The sequence below is a fragment of the Massilia phyllosphaerae genome (assembly GCF_034659755.1).
GTDB classification, from domain to species: domain Bacteria; phylum Pseudomonadota; class Gammaproteobacteria; order Burkholderiales; family Burkholderiaceae_D; genus Telluria; species Telluria phyllosphaerae.
In genome coordinates this window covers 738,683-755,793 of the sequence record NZ_JAXSQX010000001.1, presented here as the reverse complement: position 1 = coordinate 755,793, position 17,111 = coordinate 738,683, and the positions used below count along the sequence as shown (strand labels likewise).

The 17,111-nt window shown below is 65.6% G+C and carries 16 protein-coding genes and 1 other RNA gene; 7 read left to right on the top strand and 10 right to left on the bottom strand.

The genetic code is table 11. From position 1 onward, the window contains the following. Window positions 1-75: 75 nt before the first annotated feature. The 7 genes from pqqA to U1H99_RS03250 form a co-directional block, all read right to left on the bottom strand. Window positions 76-222 carry a pyrroloquinoline quinone precursor peptide PqqA gene (pqqA, locus tag U1H99_RS03280; RefSeq protein ID WP_323140334.1) on the bottom strand — a complete coding sequence of 49 codons (147 nt, stop codon included), beginning with the start codon at window positions 220-222 and terminating at the stop codon, window positions 76-78. 106 nt (window positions 223-328) lie between these two features. Further along, window positions 329-3,235: an insulinase family protein gene (locus U1H99_RS03275; RefSeq protein ID WP_323140333.1), complete on the bottom strand. Its 2,907-nt coding sequence runs from the start codon at window positions 3,233-3,235 to the stop codon at window positions 329-331. A gap of 12 nt (window positions 3,236-3,247) precedes the next feature. Next, complete coding sequence (locus U1H99_RS03270) at window positions 3,248-4,084, bottom strand: sulfite exporter TauE/SafE family protein (RefSeq protein ID WP_323140332.1); 837 nt, start codon at window positions 4,082-4,084, stop codon at window positions 3,248-3,250. A gap of 11 nt (window positions 4,085-4,095) precedes the next feature. Then, the gene (locus U1H99_RS03265) at window positions 4,096-4,584 is read right to left on the bottom strand and encodes an EVE domain-containing protein (RefSeq protein ID WP_323140331.1); all 489 of its coding nucleotides are present in this window, start codon (window positions 4,582-4,584) and stop codon (window positions 4,096-4,098) included. 64 nt (window positions 4,585-4,648) lie between these two features. Further along, a non-coding RNA gene (gene ssrS, locus U1H99_RS03260) (6S RNA) lies at window positions 4,649-4,829 on the bottom strand. Between the two features lie 44 nt (window positions 4,830-4,873). After that, window positions 4,874-5,185, bottom strand: a complete 312-nt coding sequence (locus tag U1H99_RS03255; RefSeq protein WP_141832240.1) for a cell division protein ZapA — start codon at window positions 5,183-5,185, stop codon at window positions 4,874-4,876. Next, window positions 5,182-5,424, bottom strand: a complete 243-nt coding sequence (locus U1H99_RS03250; protein ID WP_323140330.1) for a hypothetical protein — start codon at window positions 5,422-5,424, stop codon at window positions 5,182-5,184. Before U1H99_RS03250 ends, U1H99_RS03255 begins: the two co-directional genes overlap by 4 nt. Before the next feature lie 375 nt (window positions 5,425-5,799). On the opposite strand from U1H99_RS03250, the gene groES reads away from it, so the two are divergent. From groES to U1H99_RS03230, 4 genes are all read left to right on the top strand, one after another. After that, a complete protein-coding gene (groES, locus tag U1H99_RS03245) occupies window positions 5,800-6,090 on the top strand; it encodes a co-chaperone GroES (RefSeq protein WP_056130611.1) in 291 nt (96 codons plus the stop codon). Between the two features lie 32 nt (window positions 6,091-6,122). Next, window positions 6,123-7,769, top strand: coding sequence for a chaperonin GroEL (gene groL / locus U1H99_RS03240; protein ID WP_323140329.1), 1,647 nt, complete (start codon window positions 6,123-6,125; stop codon window positions 7,767-7,769). Between the two features lie 294 nt (window positions 7,770-8,063). Then, on the top strand, window positions 8,064-9,791 hold the full coding sequence (locus U1H99_RS03235) for a methyl-accepting chemotaxis protein (RefSeq protein WP_323140328.1): 1,728 nt from the start codon (window positions 8,064-8,066) through the stop codon (window positions 9,789-9,791). 171 nt (window positions 9,792-9,962) lie between these two features. Next, the gene (locus U1H99_RS03230) at window positions 9,963-10,379 is read left to right on the top strand and encodes a hypothetical protein (RefSeq protein WP_323140327.1); all 417 of its coding nucleotides are present in this window, start codon (window positions 9,963-9,965) and stop codon (window positions 10,377-10,379) included. Between the two features lie 50 nt (window positions 10,380-10,429). On the opposite strand, the gene U1H99_RS03225 is transcribed toward U1H99_RS03230, so the two are convergent. Then, the gene (locus tag U1H99_RS03225; RefSeq protein ID WP_323140326.1) at window positions 10,430-12,058 is read right to left on the bottom strand and encodes a methyl-accepting chemotaxis protein; all 1,629 of its coding nucleotides are present in this window, start codon (window positions 12,056-12,058) and stop codon (window positions 10,430-10,432) included. On the opposite strand from U1H99_RS03225, the gene U1H99_RS03220 reads away from it, so the two are divergent. Genes U1H99_RS03220 through U1H99_RS03210 form a run of 3 tightly spaced genes read left to right on the top strand, consistent with a single transcriptional unit; the run spans window position 12,057 to window position 13,303 of the window. Further along, window positions 12,057-12,356, top strand: coding sequence for a hypothetical protein (locus tag U1H99_RS03220; protein ID WP_323140325.1), 300 nt, complete (start codon window positions 12,057-12,059; stop codon window positions 12,354-12,356). The two genes, U1H99_RS03225 and U1H99_RS03220, sit on opposite strands and share 2 nt — an antisense overlap. Window positions 12,357-12,384: 28 nt before the next feature. Continuing rightward, window positions 12,385-12,855: a hypothetical protein gene (locus U1H99_RS03215; RefSeq protein ID WP_323140324.1), complete on the top strand. Its 471-nt coding sequence runs from the start codon at window positions 12,385-12,387 to the stop codon at window positions 12,853-12,855. Window positions 12,856-12,880: 25 nt separating this feature from the next. Beyond that, on the top strand, window positions 12,881-13,303 hold the full coding sequence (locus tag U1H99_RS03210) for a hypothetical protein (RefSeq protein WP_323140323.1): 423 nt from the start codon (window positions 12,881-12,883) through the stop codon (window positions 13,301-13,303). 158 nt (window positions 13,304-13,461) lie between these two features. Here U1H99_RS03210 and U1H99_RS03205 read toward each other — a convergent pair whose 3' ends face one another. Together U1H99_RS03205 and U1H99_RS03200 are read right to left on the bottom strand one after the other, a co-directional pair. After that, on the bottom strand, window positions 13,462-15,318 hold the full coding sequence (locus U1H99_RS03205; protein ID WP_323140322.1) for a glucokinase: 1,857 nt from the start codon (window positions 15,316-15,318) through the stop codon (window positions 13,462-13,464). Between the two features lie 4 nt (window positions 15,319-15,322). Continuing rightward, entirely contained in the window at window positions 15,323-16,966 is a 1,644-nt protein-coding gene (locus U1H99_RS03200) for an alpha-amylase family glycosyl hydrolase (protein WP_323140321.1), read from the bottom strand. Between the last annotated feature and the right edge of the window lie 145 nt (window positions 16,967-17,111).

Here is a 17,111-nt window from a genome sequence, read left to right as displayed (position 1 = left end):
AGAGTGTTCCAGGTAGTGAGGCAAGCGGTGCCGGCGGGCGACGGAACGCGTCCGAGGCCTGCCGGCGGTTGACGATCAACGGTTCGAAATGTACATCGTGATTTCGAAGCCGAGGCGAACGTCGATCGCTTGCGGGGTTTGCCAGGTCATGATGCGTCTCCTTCGGTGGATGTCGCGGTTGGACAAAATGCCGGCGGCGCTTGCGGTGCCGCCGATGAGCATTGTGACAAAATCCGGCCGATCCTGCAGATTATGAACAGGCAAGCGTGCGCAGCGTGGCCGCCGCGGCACGTCATTACGCCGCTTGGTACGCCGCTTGCTACGCCACTCAGGACGCCAATAAGGCGCCCAGATCGAGCGGCTCCAGTCCGGCCAGATCCTGCCCGCCGGCGCCGGCAAAGGCGGCGCGGCTGGCCCCCGCCGGCAGCAGCCAGGCGCCGGCCGCGGCACGCACCTGCGCCGGGCTGCAGGCCAGCACGGCGGCGCGCAGGCGCCCGCGCAGCGCCGGCGCGACGCCGGCCCGCTCCATGCGCCAGGCATGCAGCGCCTCCCGGTGCGGCGGCAGCGGCCGGTCGATGCCCTTGATCGCGCTGACGATGGCTTCCTCGAACGATGCGGGATCGGGGTCGGCATCGAGCAGCGCGTCCAGCGCCGCACTGAAATCGGCATAGGTGCCGGCCAGGCGCGGGTCGTGCACGGAACCCATGGCGAACAGCTGCGCGTCGCCGTCGTAGTGCGCGAATGCGCCGTAGGCCCCGCCCTGTTCGCGCAGCGCGCGGTGCAGCCGGGCCGCCAGCAGCTCGGCCGCCAGCGCCAGCGGCGCGGCATCCGGATGGTCGATGCCGGGGGCGCGCCAGGCGATGGCGCAATGGTTGACCTGGCCGCCGGCCTGCAGGGCGACGTTGGCCGGCGCTGCCTGCGCAATGAAGGCGCCACTTTGTGCGGCGCCGGCGGCAGCGGTACCGGATGCAGCCGTACCGAAAGCGCTCGGCGCCGCCAGCAGGCGTGCCAGCGCGCTTGCGGCGGCATCAGCGCCGATGCACAGGCGCGCCGGCGCCGCGCCCGTCACCCGCGCATGCAGGGCCGCCAGGCGCGTGCCCAGCTGCGCCACGCCCGCCGGGGTGCGGCACAGCTGCCTCAGCATCCGGTAAAACGGCAGCGCCGGCACGCCATCGACCGCGTGACGGAAACGGTACACCGGCGAGCATGGCGCGCATGCAGCCAGCATCGCGTAGTGACGCCCGGCGCCGGCCAGGCCGTCGAAGCGCTCCTGCACCAGGCGCTCGACCAGGAAGGCCAGGCGCGCGCTCTCGTCGAAGCGCGTCCCGGCGACGCTGGCCGCCAGAAGGCCGGCGAGCGCCGCTTCGTCGCCATCCAGGCCGGCGGCGGCAAAGGCGACGTCGAGATGCAGCCTGCCGTCCGGCGCCAGGGCGGTCTCGACGACGGCCTGGAAGTCCGGTGCAGCCGCCCGCCGCCAGGCCGCGGCGGCAGCGAAATCGCGGGTGCCCATCCCCATGCCAGGCAGCAGCCGCACGTACAGGTCCAGCCACGGCCAGTCGTCGGCATCGAAGTCCGAGACGGGGTACAGCACCCTGGCATGGACGATGCCGTTGGTGGCCGCGGCGACCACCACGCTGCCGTCGACGCTGTGAGGCGCCGCTGCCGGCGGCCCGGGATCGGCACCGATGTCGGCGGGCCGGATGCGCGGCAGCAGTGCCTTGTCGTCCGCCAGCGCCTGGCGTGCGGCCAGCGCCGCGGCGTCGGCGTCGATGCGGACGCGTTCGGCGCCGGACAGCGCCGCCTGGCGCGTGGCCAGCATCTGCCGCTCGGCCTCGGCGCGCGCCGCGAAAAAGCCGGGGTCGGGCACGACATGGGTCGCCAGGCGGGTCGGATTGTCGAGCAGTGCGCGCACCAGTCCCTTGAAGAAGCGCGGATCCTCGATGCGCGCGTCCAGCGCCGCCAGTGTACGTTCGTTGTCGAACCCGTCCAGCACGTCGCCGCCGTACAGCGCCAGCGGCAAGGCCTGCAGCAGGCGGCGCAGCGCGAACGGCGTGTGGCCGCCGCCGTCGGTATCGCGCTGGCGGTAGCGCAGGTCGCGCAGCGCCGCGCGCAGGGGCGCCGGCGGCACGCCATCGTCCGCCACCCGCTCCAGCGTGGACAGGATCAGGCCGGAGGCGTCGCCGACCTGCGCCGCATGCAAGCCTTCCATGCCGACGTGGAACACCATCTGGCGCATGTCCGTCTCCAGCCCGTTCAGGCGCGACGGCCGCCCGAACCCCGCCGACTCCAGGGCCGCGCGCAGCGGCGCCGCCGCGCCACCGAGCAGGCCGGCCCACACCAGGTCGGCGCAGCAGCGCCCGAAAGGGTCACCGCTTTCGCCGAGCAGCCAGGCCAGTTGCAGGCCGTGTCCGTCCGGCTGCTGCCCCGGCGCGGGAATGCGCAGCTGCTGCGCGCGCGGCGCGCGCCACGGCGCCGCCAGTGCCGGCAGCAGGCGCGGCATCGGGCCGCCAGCGGGCACCGGCACCTGGCTGGCGATGCGCTCCTGGATCCGTGACGGCGCGATCCGGCCCGCGCTCATGAACACCGCCTGCGAGGGATGATAGTGGCGTGCGTGGAAGGCGCGCAGCATGGCGTGGCTCAGGCCAGGTATCGCCAGCGGATCGCCGCCCGGATCGACCGCGTAGGTGGTGCCGGCCAGCAGCGGCGCGAGGATGCCGCGCCGCAGCGCATGCATCGGGTCGGCCATGGCACCCTTCATCTCGTTGAGCACCACGCCCTGCAAGGCCAGCGTGCCGTCCTTGAACACGTGGCGCCAGCCTTCCTGCAGGAAGTCCAGGTAGTCCAGCGTCGGCTGGAAGCAGGCGTCCAGGTAGACCTCGAGCAGGTTGAAGAAGTCGCGCTCATCGGTACTGGCGAACAGGTAGGCGGTGCGGTCGGCCTCGGTACGGGCGTTCATGTGGGTCGCGAGCGAGCGCCGCAGCATCGAAAAGAACGGCGCGCGCACCGGAAAGCGCTGCGACCCGCTCAAGGCCAGGTGTTCGAGGATGTGGGCGCGGCCGTCGCCGGCGTCGGGCAAGCTCGGAAAACCCACCAGGAAAGCGCTTTCCCGGGCGTCGGTGGCCATGTGGATATGGCGCGCGCCCGAGTGCGGATCGCGGTATTGTTCGATGGTGGCGCGCAGCGCCGGCACCGCATGGCTGCCGGTCTGCTCGAAGCGGTTCGATGGGGGCGGCATGCGGCGGTATCCTTAGTTAAATGATCCAGACACGGCTTTCCACAGCATGTAGGCCGCCAGCAGGTAAAAAATGCCGGCGAAGATGCGCTTGAGCTTGACCACCGGCAGCCGGTGCGCCAGCTTGGCACCCAGCGGCGCCACCGTCATGCTGGCCACGACGATCAAGGCCAGCCCCGGCAGCCAGATGAAGCCGAGCGCGCCGGGCGGCAGGTCGGGCTCGCCCCAGCCGTAATAGATGTTCGCCGCGGTGCCCGCCAGCGCGATCGGGAACCCGAGCGCGGCGCTGGTCGCCACCGCGTTGTGGATCGGGATGCGGCACCAGGTCATGAACGGGATCGAGACGAAGCCGCCGCCGGCGCCGAGGAAGCCGGACAGCAGCCCGACCACCCCGCCGGCCGCCAGCATGCCGGGGGTGCCGGGCAGGTCGCGCCCGCCGCCGGGGCGCTTGTTGAGCAGTATCTGGGTCGCCGAAAAGGCGACGAAGGCGGCGAAGAACAGCGACAGCATGGCGGTGTTCATCTGCTTGCCGATCCAGGGACCGATGAGGGAACCGATCACGATGCCCGGCGCCAGCAGCCGCGCCACCCGCCACAGCACGGCGCCGTGGCGGTGGTGGGCGCGCATCGACGACATCGACGTGAACAGGATGGTGGCCAGCGAGGTGGCGATCGCCATGTGCACGACCAGGTGCGGGGCGAAGCCGCGCGCCGTGAAGATCATGGTCATGAAGGGCACCAGCACCATGCCGCCGCCGATGCCGAGCAGGCCAGCCGAAAAGCCGCCGAAGCAGCCCATCGCCAGCAGGATGAGGATCAGGCCGGGGTCGAGTCCGAGGAAGCCGGCACCCATCGATCAGCGGCTCAGGCAGCCAGGCCGATGGCGGCCTCCGCCACACCGGCCAGCGCCAGGATGCGCTTCCATTGCCCCGCCGTGACCGGCGACACCGACAACCGGCTGCCCTTCTGCAGCAGCACCATGTCCTCGAGTTCGGGCACGCCGCGCAATTCGGTCAGCGGCAGGTAGCGCCCCTGCGCCACCGCCTTGACGTCGACCGAGATCCAGCGCGGGTTTTCCGGCGTGGCCTTGGGGTCGTGGTAGGGGCTGGCGGCGTCGAACTGGGAGGCGTCCGGGTACGGTGTGCTGGCCACCACCGCAATGCCGACCACCCCGGGCACGGCGCAGCTGGAGTGGTAGAACAGGATGCCGTCGCCGACCCGCATCCCGTCGCGCATGAAATTGCGGGCCTGGTAGTTGCGTACGCCGAACCAGGCGACGGTCTGGCCGGGGGCGGCCAGCACGTCGTCGAAGCTCACTTCGTCGGGTTCGGATTTCATCAGCCAGTAAGGCATGCGTACAGACTCCAGCACAAATAAAAAAGCGGCTGCGCACCTGGGTGTCGCAACCGCTCCGGATTATAGCCCCGCCTGTGCCGTTATTGCCGGCATCCCGAACCTGACGGCTCAAGGTGGTCACAGTCAGCTCAATTTCGGGTTCGTCAAACAAGTGACGATCACGCCCACCGAGAATGTTCCGCAACCTATGCGATTGAATGGTTCAAGGAATATATGGCAAATCTCGAACACCGCAGGGTAGGCGCCAGTTTACTACGATGCACCGGCTTGTCAAACGAAATCCGGCTCAGAGTAAATTTTCCTGCGGGGCCAGCACGCTATCCAACACCGCGTGCATCGATTCCAGTTTCTGCTTGACTTCCATCATGGTCATGTCCGACAGCGGTCCCTGCGGCGATTTCACCGACAGGAACTCGGCCGCGACCGACAGCGCCGCCATTACCGCGATGCGGTCGGTGCCCCTGACCTTCCCCGAATCGCGCAGCGCGCACATCTTGGCGTCCAGGTAGGCCACCGCTTCGCGCAGCGTCTTCTGCTCGCCGTCGCGGCAGGCCAGGCGGTAGGGCTGGCCCATGATCAGTACGTCCAGGTTGATCATCGTGCGGCCTCGCTGTCATCAGGGGTGGGATCTTGTTCGGCGGGCGCCGGCGGCTCGAGCTGGGCCAGCATCGCCTCGACGCGTTGCTGGGCGGCGATCAGCCGGTGCTTGAAGTCGACGTTCTCGGCGCTCAGCAGCGCATTCGCCTGGCGCAGCAGGTAATTCTCGCTGCGCAGCGACTGCGCCAGCTGCGCGAGCCGGTCGATCTTGTCGGATAGGTCTTGGAATTCGGAAATCATTCATAACTATAGGTCCGACTCGATTTTTTCGTCAACAGGGTTCGCTGGCGTGCGCACCTGCGCAGGCGAAGAATGATAGGCTTCCGTGCTTATGCATTTACCGAACACCACTGCACAGCCGGCTGCTCAGCTTCGGTTTGCGCTCCAAAATGTGGAAAGGTACATTGCCACAGCGCCGATCTTCCCTTGCGCCTTCTCAAAAAAGACAGTTAAAACGCCAACATAGCTGCTTGAAAAGGCAAATTATCGTCCCTATAATTAGCACTCGTTAGTGTAGAGTGCTAACACCTCTTTACACCGGCCCTGGTCTGAACCGGGGTCTTCCGTAAGAACTATACTTATTTTCCAATTAAGTTACCAACTAAGGAGTAATGCATGAACCTTCGCCCCTTGCACGATCGCGTGATCGTGAAGCGTCTCGACCAGGAAACGAAAACTGCGTCCGGCCTGATCATCCCTGATGCCGCAGCCGAAAAGCCGGACCAGGGTGAGGTCCTCGCCGTGGGCAACGGTAAGGTGCAAGAAAACGGCAACGTCCGTCCGCTGGAAGTGAAAGTCGGCGACCGCGTCCTGTTCGGCAAGTACTCGGGCCAGGCCGTCAAGGTCAATGGCGAAGAGCTGCTGGTCATGCGCGAAGAAGACATCATGGCCGTCGTGGCCCAGTAATCCAGTCCATCCTACGAACGGAGAAATAACAAATGGCAGCTAAAGATGTAGTGTTCGGCGACGTAGCACGCGCCAAGATGGTCGAAGGCGTGAACATTCTCGCCAACGCAGTCAAAGTCACCCTGGGCCCGAAAGGCCGCAACGTCGTTCTCGAGCGCTCGTTCGGCGCCCCGACCGTCACCAAGGACGGTGTCTCGGTCGCGAAAGAGATCGAACTGAAAGACAAGCTCATGAACATGGGCGCGCAGATGGTCAAGGAAGTCGCTTCGAAGACCAGCGACAACGCCGGCGACGGCACCACCACCGCGACCGTGCTGGCACAAGCCATCGTGCGCGAAGGCATGAAGTTCGTTGCCGCCGGCATGAACCCGATGGACCTGAAGCGCGGCATCGACAAGGCCGTCGCGGCGACCGTCGAAGAACTGAAGAAAATCGCCAAGCCGACCACCACCTCGAAAGAGATCGCCCAGGTCGGCACCATCTCGGCCAACTCGGATTCGTCCGTTGGGGAGCGCATCGCCGAAGCGATGGAAAAAGTCGGCAAGGAAGGCGTCATCACCGTCGAAGACGGCAAGTCGCTGAACGACGAGCTGGACATCGTCGAAGGTATGCAATTCGACCGCGGCTACCTGTCGCCGTACTTCATCAACAACCCGGACAAGCAGGTTGCCGTTCACGAGAACCCGTTCGTCCTGCTGTGCGACAAGAAGATCTCGAACATCCGTGACCTGCTGCCGGTGCTGGAGCAAGTCGCGAAAGCCGGCCGTCCGCTGGTGATCGTCGCCGAAGACATCGACGGCGAAGCCCTGGCGACCCTGGTGGTCAACAACATCCGTGGCATCCTGAAGACCGTCGCCGTCAAGGCCCCGGGCTTCGGCGACCGCCGCAAGGCCATGCTGGAAGACATCGCCATCCTGACCGGTGGCCAGGTCATCGCCGAAGAAGTCGGCCTGACCCTGGAAAAAGTCACCCTGAACGAGCTGGGCCAAGCCAAGCGCATCGAAGTCGGCAAGGAAAACACCATCATCATCGACGGTGCTGGCCAGGCTGAAGGCATCGAAGGCCGCGTCAAGCAGATCCGTATCCAGATCGAAGAAGCGACCTCGGACTACGACCGCGAAAAACTGCAGGAACGCGTGGCCAAGCTGGCCGGCGGCGTTGCCGTGATCCGCGTCGGTGCTGCCACCGAAGTCGAAATGAAAGAAAAGAAAGCCCGCGTGGAAGACGCGCTGCACGCCACCCGTGCTGCCGTCGAAGAAGGCATCGTGCCTGGCGGCGGCGTGGCCCTGCTGCGTGCCCGTGCTGCCATCAACGTCCAGGGCGACAACCCGGACCAGGAAGCCGGCATCAAGATCGTGCTGCGCGCGATGGAAGAGCCGCTGCGCATGATCGTCCAGAACGCCGGTGAAGAGCCGTCGGTGGTCGTGTCGGCCGTGCTGGCCGGTACCGGCAACCATGGCTACAACGCTTCCAACGGCACCTACGGCGACATGGTCGAAATGGGCGTGCTGGACCCGGCCAAGGTCACCCGCTCGGCACTGCAGAACGCAGCGTCGATCGCCGGCCTGATGCTGACCACCGACGCGATGGTCTCCGAGATCGCCGAAGACAAGCCGGCCGGCGGTATGGGCGGCATGGGCGGTATGGGTGGCATGGGTGGCATGGACGGCATGATGTAATAGCCGGACGGCGCAAGCCAACCGAGTCGTAAAGTAAAGCCTGCGGAGTTCGCTCCGCGGGCTTTCTTTTTGGCCGGTGCGCCATGGCGTTGTAGCAGGTACGACACCTCCCCCTCCCGCCGTGCAACATTTGCGCAACAGTGCACCCACTATTCAATTTCCCCACAGCAAGTCTGCTTTATACTCGCCACATGGCCCCGTAAAGACGCCGGCCAGGTGGCGCCCAGGCGTGGCGCCAGGTCTTCGCTCTTCAGGCACCGCTTTCGGTGCGCATTACTCTTTTCTTAATTACCCATGAACTTCAAGAATATGAGAGTCGGTACCCGGCTCGCCCTTGGCTATGGATTGGTGTTCTGCCTGCTTGGCGGCATTGTCGGTACCGGTCTGCTCAAGATGCAGCAGATGCAGGAGCGTACGTCGAATATCACCGATGTCAACAATGTCCAGATCACCCTGATCGGGAAGATGCAGGACAGCATCAGCGACCGCATGATCGCCCTGCGCAACCTGGCTTTGCTGACCGACATGGATGCGATGCGGCCGGAAGCCCAGCGCATCCGCGACCTCGAAGCCGTCTACAAGGATTCAATGGCCCAGCTGGGCAAGACGTTCGAGGACCCGGTCACCACGCCGGAAGAAAAAGCCTTTTTCCGCCAGTTGCAGGAACAGGAGCGTGCCGCCCTGCCCCTGATGGCGCAAGCTGAAAAGCTGGGCCTGGCGAACAATGCCGACGAGGCCACCCCGCTTCTCATGAACAAGGTTGGGCCGCTGCAGGCTGCCTGGCTCGACACCATCAACAAGCTGGCGCGCTGGGAAGAGAAACTGAACAATGACGCCGCACGTGAATCCAGGGAGGCCTATCACAGCGCCGTCACCACCATGCTGCTGCTGGCCGTGATCGCGGTCGCCGTCGGTGCCGGCTCGGCGCTGCTGGTCACGCGCTCCCTGCTCAGGCAACTGGGCGGCGAACCCACCGAAGCGGCCGCAGTCGCGGCACGCATCGCAGCCGGCGACCTGACGGTGGACGTGCGCGTCAAGCCGAACGACCGCACGAGCCTGATGCTGGCCATGCGCGACATGCGCGACAAACTGGCCGCCATCGTTGCCGAAGTGCGCGCCGGCACCGATACGATCGCCACCGCCGCCGCCCAGGTCACGACCGGCAACCTGGACCTGTCGGCCCGTACCGAACAGCAGGCGGGCTCGCTCGAAGAAACCGCATCCTCGATGGAAGAACTGACGTCGACGGTGCGCCAGAACGCCGACAATGCCCAGCAAGCCAACACGATGGCCGTGTCGGCTTCGGAGGTGGCGCAGAAGGGTGGCCGGATCGTTGCCGAGGTGGTCGGCACCATGGACGCCATCACGACGTCCGCCAAGAAGATCACCGATATCATCAGCGTCATCGACGGCATCGCTTTCCAGACCAATATCCTGGCGCTGAATGCGGCCGTCGAAGCCGCGCGTGCCGGCGAGCAGGGCCGCGGGTTCGCGGTCGTGGCCGGTGAAGTGCGCAATCTTGCGCATCGCGCCGGTTCGGCCGCCAAGGAGATCAAGCTGCTGATCGACGATTCGGTGCAAAAGGTCGGCGCCGGTTCGGCCCTGGTCGGCGAAGCCGGGGTCACGATGGACGAGATCGTGGGCCGCGTGAAGGGCGTGACCGATATCATGGCCGAGATTTCGGCCGCAAGCCGCGAACAGAGCAGCGGCATCGACCAGGTCAACCAGGCGATCTCGCAGATGGACCAGGTGACGCAACAGAACGCGGCGCTGGTCGAGGAAGCGAGCGCGGCATCGCAGGCGATGCAGGACCAGGCAGCCAGACTGGCCGAACTGGTCGGCACATTCAAGCTGGCCGCCGGGGGCGCGGCAGCACGCGGCCGCCCTGCACCGCACACGTCAGTCTTGCCCTCTGCGGCGACGCAACCGCGCCTGTCAGCACTGCATGCCGCTACCAGCGCCAAGCCTGCCGGTCGCAAACCGGCCGTAGTAGAGACCGCCCCGGAATGGGAAGCTTTCTGAGCCCTTATGCGGCGCAACATGCAGCCGCCTGAAACTAGCCGGACGGCCGTAGCGCCGGCCTCGGGCCGGCGCTACGGCCGTACCAAAAAGCCTGCAAGGTTCGCGCCTTGCAGGCTTTTTTCTTATTTCCGGCATACTGGGGGCCTTCGACAACTCGCTCAGGAGCATTTCATGCCAAAAGTCAATCTGGATGAACTCGAACACGCCGCCATCATCGTCGAAGACGGCGATGGCGAAGCCAAGGCGCTGGTGTCGCGCGAAAGCGGCATGATCCACCTGCTCAACGACGAATACATGGACGAGGAAGCGCCGCTGCCGTCCGATACCGAGGGCAATGACCGCTACGTGGTGGTGCCGCCCGCCGGCACACTCGGCATCGGCGACCAGCTGGTGTTCCGCTTTGCCAGCGCCCACCTGGCCGGCGACCAGGCCACCGTGCGCGAGCTGTTCGACGCCGACGATGCCGACGGCTTCGAGCGGCTGCTGGAGGAACGCGGCGCCATCGAGGACTGGGAACGCTTCCGCAAGGAACAAACCGAGACCGCGCTGCGCCGCTGGTGCGACGAGCACGGGCTGCAGGTGGCATAAAAAAAGCCCGCACGGCGGGGCCGGCGGGCTTGCGAGGCGCGCAAGCGCGATCAGGCGGGATGCGGCAGGGCCAGGCTCGGTTCCTGTCCGCGGCGCGGCGCCTGCGGCTGGCCGCGCACCGCGGCCGCAGCGTCGGCTAGCCTGAATACGCCGACCACGCGCGCCAGCTGGCGCGCCTGGTCCTGCATCGCCGCGGACGCGGCGGCGGCTTCCTCGACCAGCGCCGCATTCTGCTGGGTGACCTGATCCATCTGGGTGACGGCGTCGTTGATCTGGCCGATGCCGGCACGCTGTTCCTCGGTCGCGGCGCTGATCTCGCCGATGATGCCGGTCACGCGCTGCACGCTGCCGACGATCTCTTCCATCGTAGTGCCGGCCTGGTCGACCAGGCGCGCGCCGCTGCCGACCTTGTCCACCGAGTCGGTGATCAGGTCCTTGATTTCCTTCGCGGCCGCGGCCGAGCGGTGCGCCAGGCTGCGCACTTCGCCGGCGACGACGGCGAACCCGCGCCCCTGCTCGCCCGCGCGCGCCGCCTCGACCGCCGCATTCAGGGCCAGGATATTGGTCTGGAAGGCGATGCCGTCGATGACGCCGATGATGTCGGCGATCTTTTGCGACGAGGCGTCGATCGAGCGCATCGTGTCGACCACCTGCGCGACCACGGCGCCGCCGCGTGCCGCCACGTCGCTGGCCACCGCGGCCAGCTGGGCGGCCTGGCGCGCGTTGTCGGCGGTCTGGCTGACGGTCGACGTCATTTCTTCCATCGACGACGCGGTTTCTTCCAGCGCGCCGGCTTGCTGCTCGGTGCGTGCCGACAGGTCGAGATTGCCGCTGGCGATCTCCGACGATGCGGTGGTGATCGCTTCCGAACCCTCGCGGATCTCGCGCACGATGCGCTGCAGCTGGCCGTTCATGTGCTTCAGCGCTTCCTGCAGCTGGCCGATTTCATCCTTCGACTCGACTTGCGGGTCCGCGCTCAGGTCGCCATCGGCCACGCGCCGGGCCACCTCGACCGCCCTGGCGACCGGGCGCACGATGCTGCGGGTCAGCCAGATGGCGCAGGCGATGCTGAGGGCGATCGCCAGGCAGCCCAGCAGGACGACCATGTTGCGCGCCTTGTGGCGGATGTCTTCGATGCGCTGGTGCAGCTGGTCCAGGCGCGTGCGCTGCAGGGTCAGCAGCGCGCCGATCGATTGCTGGTACACCTCGGCGGCCGGCAGATACACCTTTTCCAGCACCTCGTTCGACGCTTCCAGCTGGCCGGCTTCCTTCAGCTTGAGTGCGCGGTTGCGGCTGTCCTGGTAAGTGGTGCGCACGCTCATCGCCTTGGCATAGGCAGTTTTTTCCGCCTCGCTCGTCAGCATCGGTTCGAGCTGCTTCACGTACGCGCTCGTGGTGTGGTTGGTTTCCTCGGTGCCCTTGGCGAAGAATTGCACCAGCGAGGTATCGCTGCTCTTGATGATCGCCGAGGTGCGGGTCACCGACACGTTGGTGTTCTTGCTCCAGTCGCTGGCGAGACGCTCTTTCTTGATCGGTTCGTCCAGCATGGCCTGGGCCGCGTCGGCCAGTGCGTTCAGCTGGACAAGGCTGAGGATGGTGGTGAAGATCGACAGGGCCAGCACGATGGCGAAGCCAAGGGCCAGGCGCTGGCCGATTCGCAGGTCGGAGAGAAATTTCATGATGATGGGAGGCCGGCACGCGAAGCACCAGCGTGGTTTCGGAGAGATTTTGAACGGCTGGATATGTTCGCATACTAGCGAAAATATTGCCCCAAATCAATACGAGATAACCGATGTGTGTGCTTCCACAACATCGGCGACATGGCGCGCTGAAGGAAAAGATAGCCGTGTAACGGACGCAACCGAGCTTGCATGCGCTGACTACCTGCTCACCGCAGCATTCATTGTCAATATTGGCATCGAGCCGCAGCCGGTGACTATCCGTCGTCTTGTTGCCACTCATTTACTGCTGGTTTAGTATGCGGCAAACCCACCCCAAGGCTCACATGTTCAAACCAGGCACATTGTCGACTTTTAATTCCTTGCTGTCGGTGTCGGCGGCGTTGATGCTCAGCCTGGCATTGGCAGGATGCCAGCGCGAAAAACCGCCCGCCCCGGCCAGACCGGCGGCTTCCCAGCCTCCGGCCCAGCCCGTGCGCACGCGCGACCATGCGATCGCCTCCGTGCTGGCCCTGCCCGAAATCAAGACCTGGTCGGAACAAATCGAAAAAGGGTCGCGCGGCGCCGCCCACGGCGCGGTGATCGAGGACGATCCGGCCCCGCGCCTGATCGGCGGCAAGCCGTATTACCAGCTCAGCTTCGTGGAAAACCGCAAGCAGAACATCCACCGCCGTGCCAGCTTCCTGGTGGCGCAGCAGGGTGACGATATCCTGGTCGAGGATGCGGAAACGGATGCGGTGCAGTCGCTGTCGGAGTGGCGGCGCAATATTCGGAATATCGAGCTGAAGTCGCATTGACTGTGCCTAAAAGCCAAGGCAGCGCATGAAATCTCTCGATGTACTCGTGAAGAGATGGGAGGCGAAAGGCATCGAAGCATTCCCGCCATATAGCGAAGCGGTCATACGTGCCACTTCCCTGGAAGCCGGGATCGAACCATCCAAAGATCTCGTCGATCTGTACCACACCATCGGCGGCATGGAAATTCCCGACAATCAACTGTGGTGCCTGTGGCCGCTTGCCGTGGTGGACAAGCGAAAATCCGAAGCCAACGAATTCGGCGTGCTGTTTTCTGACTATTTGTTGGACGCCTGGGTTTATCGAGTCAAGCCCAACGATATGGATACCAGCGCAGTCTATGTCGACTACTTTGATGGAAAGCCGCCCCCCCTCGTAGCGGAAACCCTCGAGCAGTTTTTTGACAAATACGTCACGAATGCTGAGCGCTTACTGAACGAACCAAGATGATTGCTTGATCGGCCGCAAGCCACTGCGCCGAGTGACGCCTATCTTGGGAAGTGCTGCCGGCCGCGCGTACCGCCGTCCACGCCATCGCCTCATGCGTGCGCAACGGTACCACTCCTCCCCCGGCCGGCAGCACCCTCCCTGCTGCACAAACTATCGTGCTAACTGTCCAGGTGCGAAATCAGCGCCCGCCCTTCCAGTTCGCCTTCCTGCCCGCCATCCGCCCCGGCGCGCGCATGGTGTACGTCGACCGACACGCCCACCGCCATGATGTCGATCAGCAGCAGTTGCAGGATACGCGAAATCATCGACAGGAAATGGGTGCTGTCCTCGGCGTGGTCCACCGCCAGGCAGACCGTGGCGCGGCGCGCCAGCGGCGACTGGCTGCTGGTGATGGCGATCACGTCGGCGCCGGCGGCGCGGGCGGCGTCGACCGCGGCCAGCAGTTCCGGCAATCCGCCCGAATTCGAGATCGCCACTACCACGTCGCCTGGCCCCAGCAGGCCGGCGGCCAGCGTGAACAGGTGCGAGTCGCCGTACAGCGCGCTCGGGATGCGGAAGCGGAAGAATTTATGCTGGCCGTCCAGCGCCACCACGCGCGAATTGCCCAGCGCGTAGAACTCGATGCGGCGCGCGCGGCTGACCAGTTCGATCGCGCGGTCGATCGCGTGCACGTCGAGCTGGTCGCGGAATTTCAGAATCGCCGACACGGTGTTGTCGATGACCTTTGCCGACAGGTCGTGGGTGCTGTCGCTGATCCGTACCTGGCTGTGGCGCACCGGGATCGAGCCAGTGAGCGAGCTGGCGAACTTCAGCTTGAAATCGGCCAGGCCCAGGAAGCCGAGCGAGCGGCAGAAGCGGATCACGGTCGGCTGGCTGACATCGGCCAGCCTGGCGATTTCGGCGATCGGCTCGTTCAGCACCAGGCGCGGCTGCTCCAGCACCAGCGTGGCGACGCGCTGCTCGGCCGGCGTCAGTTCGTGCTGCAGCTGCTGGATGCGGTCCATCAGCGTATTCGCGCCGCTGCGGCCGCGCAGGTGTTCGGACAGGATGGTCGCCACGCCGTCGAAGGCGACGTGGGGCGTGCTGATGACGAAGGTCGGGATGTCGGCGATGTAGTCCGTGAAGCGGCCCTTCGATTCGAAGCGCGTGCGGAACGGCGAAGTCTTGAACCACTCCTTCAGGCGCGGCACGATGCCGCCGCCGATGAAGATGCCACCAAAGGCGCCCAGCGTCACCGCCAGGTTGGCCGCGGCGCTGCCCAGCATGCCGCAGAAGCATTCCAGCGTCTCGATGCAGAGCGCATCCTTTTCTTCCAGCGCGCCGGTGATGATCGCCGCCGAGTCGCGCGTGCGCGCATTCACGCCGTTGCGATGGGCCAGCGCGCGGTACACGATTTCCATGCCGGGGCCGGAGATCAGGCGCTCGTTCGAGACGTGCTTCCACTCGCGCCAGGCCAGCTGCAGCACCGCGAACTCGCGCTCGTCGGCGGGTGCGAAGTTGACGTGGCCGCCCTCGCTGCCCAGCGTGACGAAGCCGTCCAGGGTCGGGATCACGCCGGACACGCCCAGGCCGGTGCCCGGCCCGAGCACGCCGATCACCGCGTTGGGTGCCGGCTTGCCCGATCCGACCTGCATCAGGTCGTCGGCCTTCAGGCCAGGGATCGCCATCGCCAGCGCCGTGAAGTCATTCACGATCAGGAGCGTGGTGAGGCCCAGTTCGCGCCGCACGGCGTCGGTCGAGAATTCCCAGGGCCGGTTGGTCATGCGCACGTAGTCGCCGCTGACCGGGTTGGCCAGCGCCAGCGCCGCATGGTGCAGGCGCGTGTCGGCGTGCTCCTGCAGGTAGAAACGCAGCAGCGGGACGATGCCGGCGAAGTCGTCGCACTTCAGCACGGCTACGCCGCGGTAGGTGCCGGGCGCGGTCTGCAGCGCGAAGCGGGCGTGGGTCGCACCGATGTCGGCCAGCAGGCGCGGGCCGTCGGCGAAGGCGGTACGGGCGTCGGGCTGTTCCTGCATGGCCTTACGCCTTCAGGGTGCCGAACCAGCCGCCGTAGGCCGGCAGCGTGACCTTGCCATCGGCGACCTCGCCCGGCAGGCCATGGCCCTCGAGTGGCGCCGCGCCGGCGGCTTGCGGCCAGTCGAACGACAGCGGCTGGTCGGTCACGTTGAACACGGCGACTAGCGGCGCGTGACCTTCGAGGTCGCGCCGCAGGGCCAGCGCCTGCTCCGGCACGTCGTAGAAGGCGATCTCGCCGCGCAGCAGCTGCGGCATGGTGCGGCGCCAATGGATGATGGCGCGCTGGAAGTTCAGCATCGATTGCGGGTCCTGGTCCTGCACCGACTCGGCCAGCGCCAGGTGCTCGGCCGGCACCGGCAGCCACGGCTTGCCGCTGGTGAAGCCGGCGTTGGGCGCCTCGGACGTCCACGGCATCGGCGTGCGGCAGCCGTCGCGCCCCTTGAACTCGGGCCAGAAGGTGATGCCGTACGGGTCCTGCAGCAGTTCGAACGGCACGTCCGCTTCGGTCAGCGCCAGTTCGTCGCCCTGGTACAGGCAAGGGGTGCCTTTCAGGGACAGCTGCAGTGCCAGCACCAGCTTCGACAAGGAAGTGCGCAAGGCCGGCGTCGGTTCACCGTTCGCCCAGCGCGTGGCCACGCGGATCGCATCGTGGTTACCGACAGACCACGAACCCCAGCCATCCTTGACGCGCTCGTTGAACTCTTCCACCTGGCGGCGGATGTGGGCGCTGGAGAATTCCGGCGTCAGCAGGTTGAAGCTGTAGGCCATGTGCAGCTTGTCGTCGCCCGAGGTGTACTCGGCCATCTGCGCCAGCGCATCGTCCGAGCTGACTTCGCCGATCGACACCGCGCCGAATTCGTCCAGCAGCGCGCGCACCTTCTGCAGGAAGGCGATGTTCTCCGGCTGGGTCTTGTCGTGGATGTGCGCCTGCATGCCGTACGGGTTGACGTCGGTGACGGTCGAGGTGTCGCGCACCAGCGCCGGCGGGTTGCTGCGCAGCTGGCGGTCGTGGAAGTGGAACACGCAGGCATCCATGCGCACGCCGTCGACGCCACGCTCGAGCCAGAAACGCAGCGCATCCAGGTGCGCCTGCTGCACATCGGGATTGTGGAAGTTCAGCTGCGGCTGGCTGACCAGGAAGTTGTGCATGTAGTACTGCTTGCGGCGCGTGTCCCACTGCCACGCCGAACCGCCGAACACCGACAGCCAGTTGTTGGGCGGATTGCCGTCCGGGAGCGGATCGGACCACACGTACCAGTCCGACTTCGGGTTGTCGCGGTTGGCGCGGCTCTCGACGAACCACGGGTGGGCGTCGGCGGTATGCGACATTACCTGGTCGATCATGATCTTCAGCCCGACGCTGTGCGCCTTGGCGATCAGCTTGTCGAAGTCGTCGAGGGTGCCGAACAGCGGATCGACGTCGCAATAGTCCGAGATGTCGTAGCCGAAATCCTTCATCGGCGACTTGAAGAACGGCGACAGCCACACGATGTCCACGCCCAGGCTGGCGATGTAATCGAGTTTGGCGGTGATGCCCGGCAGGTCGCCGACGCCGTCACCGTTGGTGTCGAGGTAGCTGCGCGGATAGACCTGGTAGATGATGGCTTCCTGCCACCACGGCGCTTTGTCGTTCGATGAAGGGGTCATGGCTGTGTAGAGTTTGGTAATTTTTACGCAATATACAGGATAGGCCTTGCGATGACAATCGGCGCCAATCCGGGATACTTTGATAAATATCCTTAAAAATCATTGCATTAGCGTGCATATAGCCGAACAATATCAAGCACAGCAG

What these genes read in the sequence shown, in the direction of transcription:
- pqqA (WP_323140334.1), bottom strand. Translation starts at nt 222, where the DNA reads ATGCTCATCGGCGGCACCGCAAGCGCCGCCGGCATTTTGTCCAACCGC.
- U1H99_RS03275 (WP_323140333.1), bottom strand. Translation starts at nt 3,235, where the DNA reads ATGCCGCCCCCATCGAACCGCTTCGAGCAGACCGGCAGCCATGCGGTG.
- U1H99_RS03270 (WP_323140332.1), bottom strand. Translation starts at nt 4,084, where the DNA reads ATGGGTGCCGGCTTCCTCGGACTCGACCCCGGCCTGATCCTCATCCTG.
- U1H99_RS03265 (WP_323140331.1), bottom strand. Translation starts at nt 4,584, where the DNA reads ATGCCTTACTGGCTGATGAAATCCGAACCCGACGAAGTGAGCTTCGAC.
- U1H99_RS03255 (WP_141832240.1), bottom strand. Translation starts at nt 5,185, where the DNA reads ATGATCAACCTGGACGTACTGATCATGGGCCAGCCCTACCGCCTGGCC.
- U1H99_RS03250 (WP_323140330.1), bottom strand. Translation starts at nt 5,424, where the DNA reads ATGATTTCCGAATTCCAAGACCTATCCGACAAGATCGACCGGCTCGCG.
- groES (WP_056130611.1), top strand. Translation starts at nt 5,800, where the DNA reads ATGAACCTTCGCCCCTTGCACGATCGCGTGATCGTGAAGCGTCTCGAC.
- groL (WP_323140329.1), top strand. Translation starts at nt 6,123, where the DNA reads ATGGCAGCTAAAGATGTAGTGTTCGGCGACGTAGCACGCGCCAAGATG.
- U1H99_RS03235 (WP_323140328.1), top strand. Translation starts at nt 8,064, where the DNA reads ATGAACTTCAAGAATATGAGAGTCGGTACCCGGCTCGCCCTTGGCTAT.
- U1H99_RS03230 (WP_323140327.1), top strand. Translation starts at nt 9,963, where the DNA reads ATGCCAAAAGTCAATCTGGATGAACTCGAACACGCCGCCATCATCGTC.
- U1H99_RS03220 (WP_323140325.1), top strand. Translation starts at nt 12,057, where the DNA reads ATGATGATGGGAGGCCGGCACGCGAAGCACCAGCGTGGTTTCGGAGAG.
- U1H99_RS03225 (WP_323140326.1), bottom strand. Translation starts at nt 12,058, where the DNA reads ATGAAATTTCTCTCCGACCTGCGAATCGGCCAGCGCCTGGCCCTTGGC.
- U1H99_RS03215 (WP_323140324.1), top strand. Translation starts at nt 12,385, where the DNA reads ATGTTCAAACCAGGCACATTGTCGACTTTTAATTCCTTGCTGTCGGTG.
- U1H99_RS03210 (WP_323140323.1), top strand. Translation starts at nt 12,881, where the DNA reads ATGAAATCTCTCGATGTACTCGTGAAGAGATGGGAGGCGAAAGGCATC.
- U1H99_RS03205 (WP_323140322.1), bottom strand. Translation starts at nt 15,318, where the DNA reads ATGCAGGAACAGCCCGACGCCCGTACCGCCTTCGCCGACGGCCCGCGC.
- U1H99_RS03200 (WP_323140321.1), bottom strand. Translation starts at nt 16,966, where the DNA reads ATGACCCCTTCATCGAACGACAAAGCGCCGTGGTGGCAGGAAGCCATC.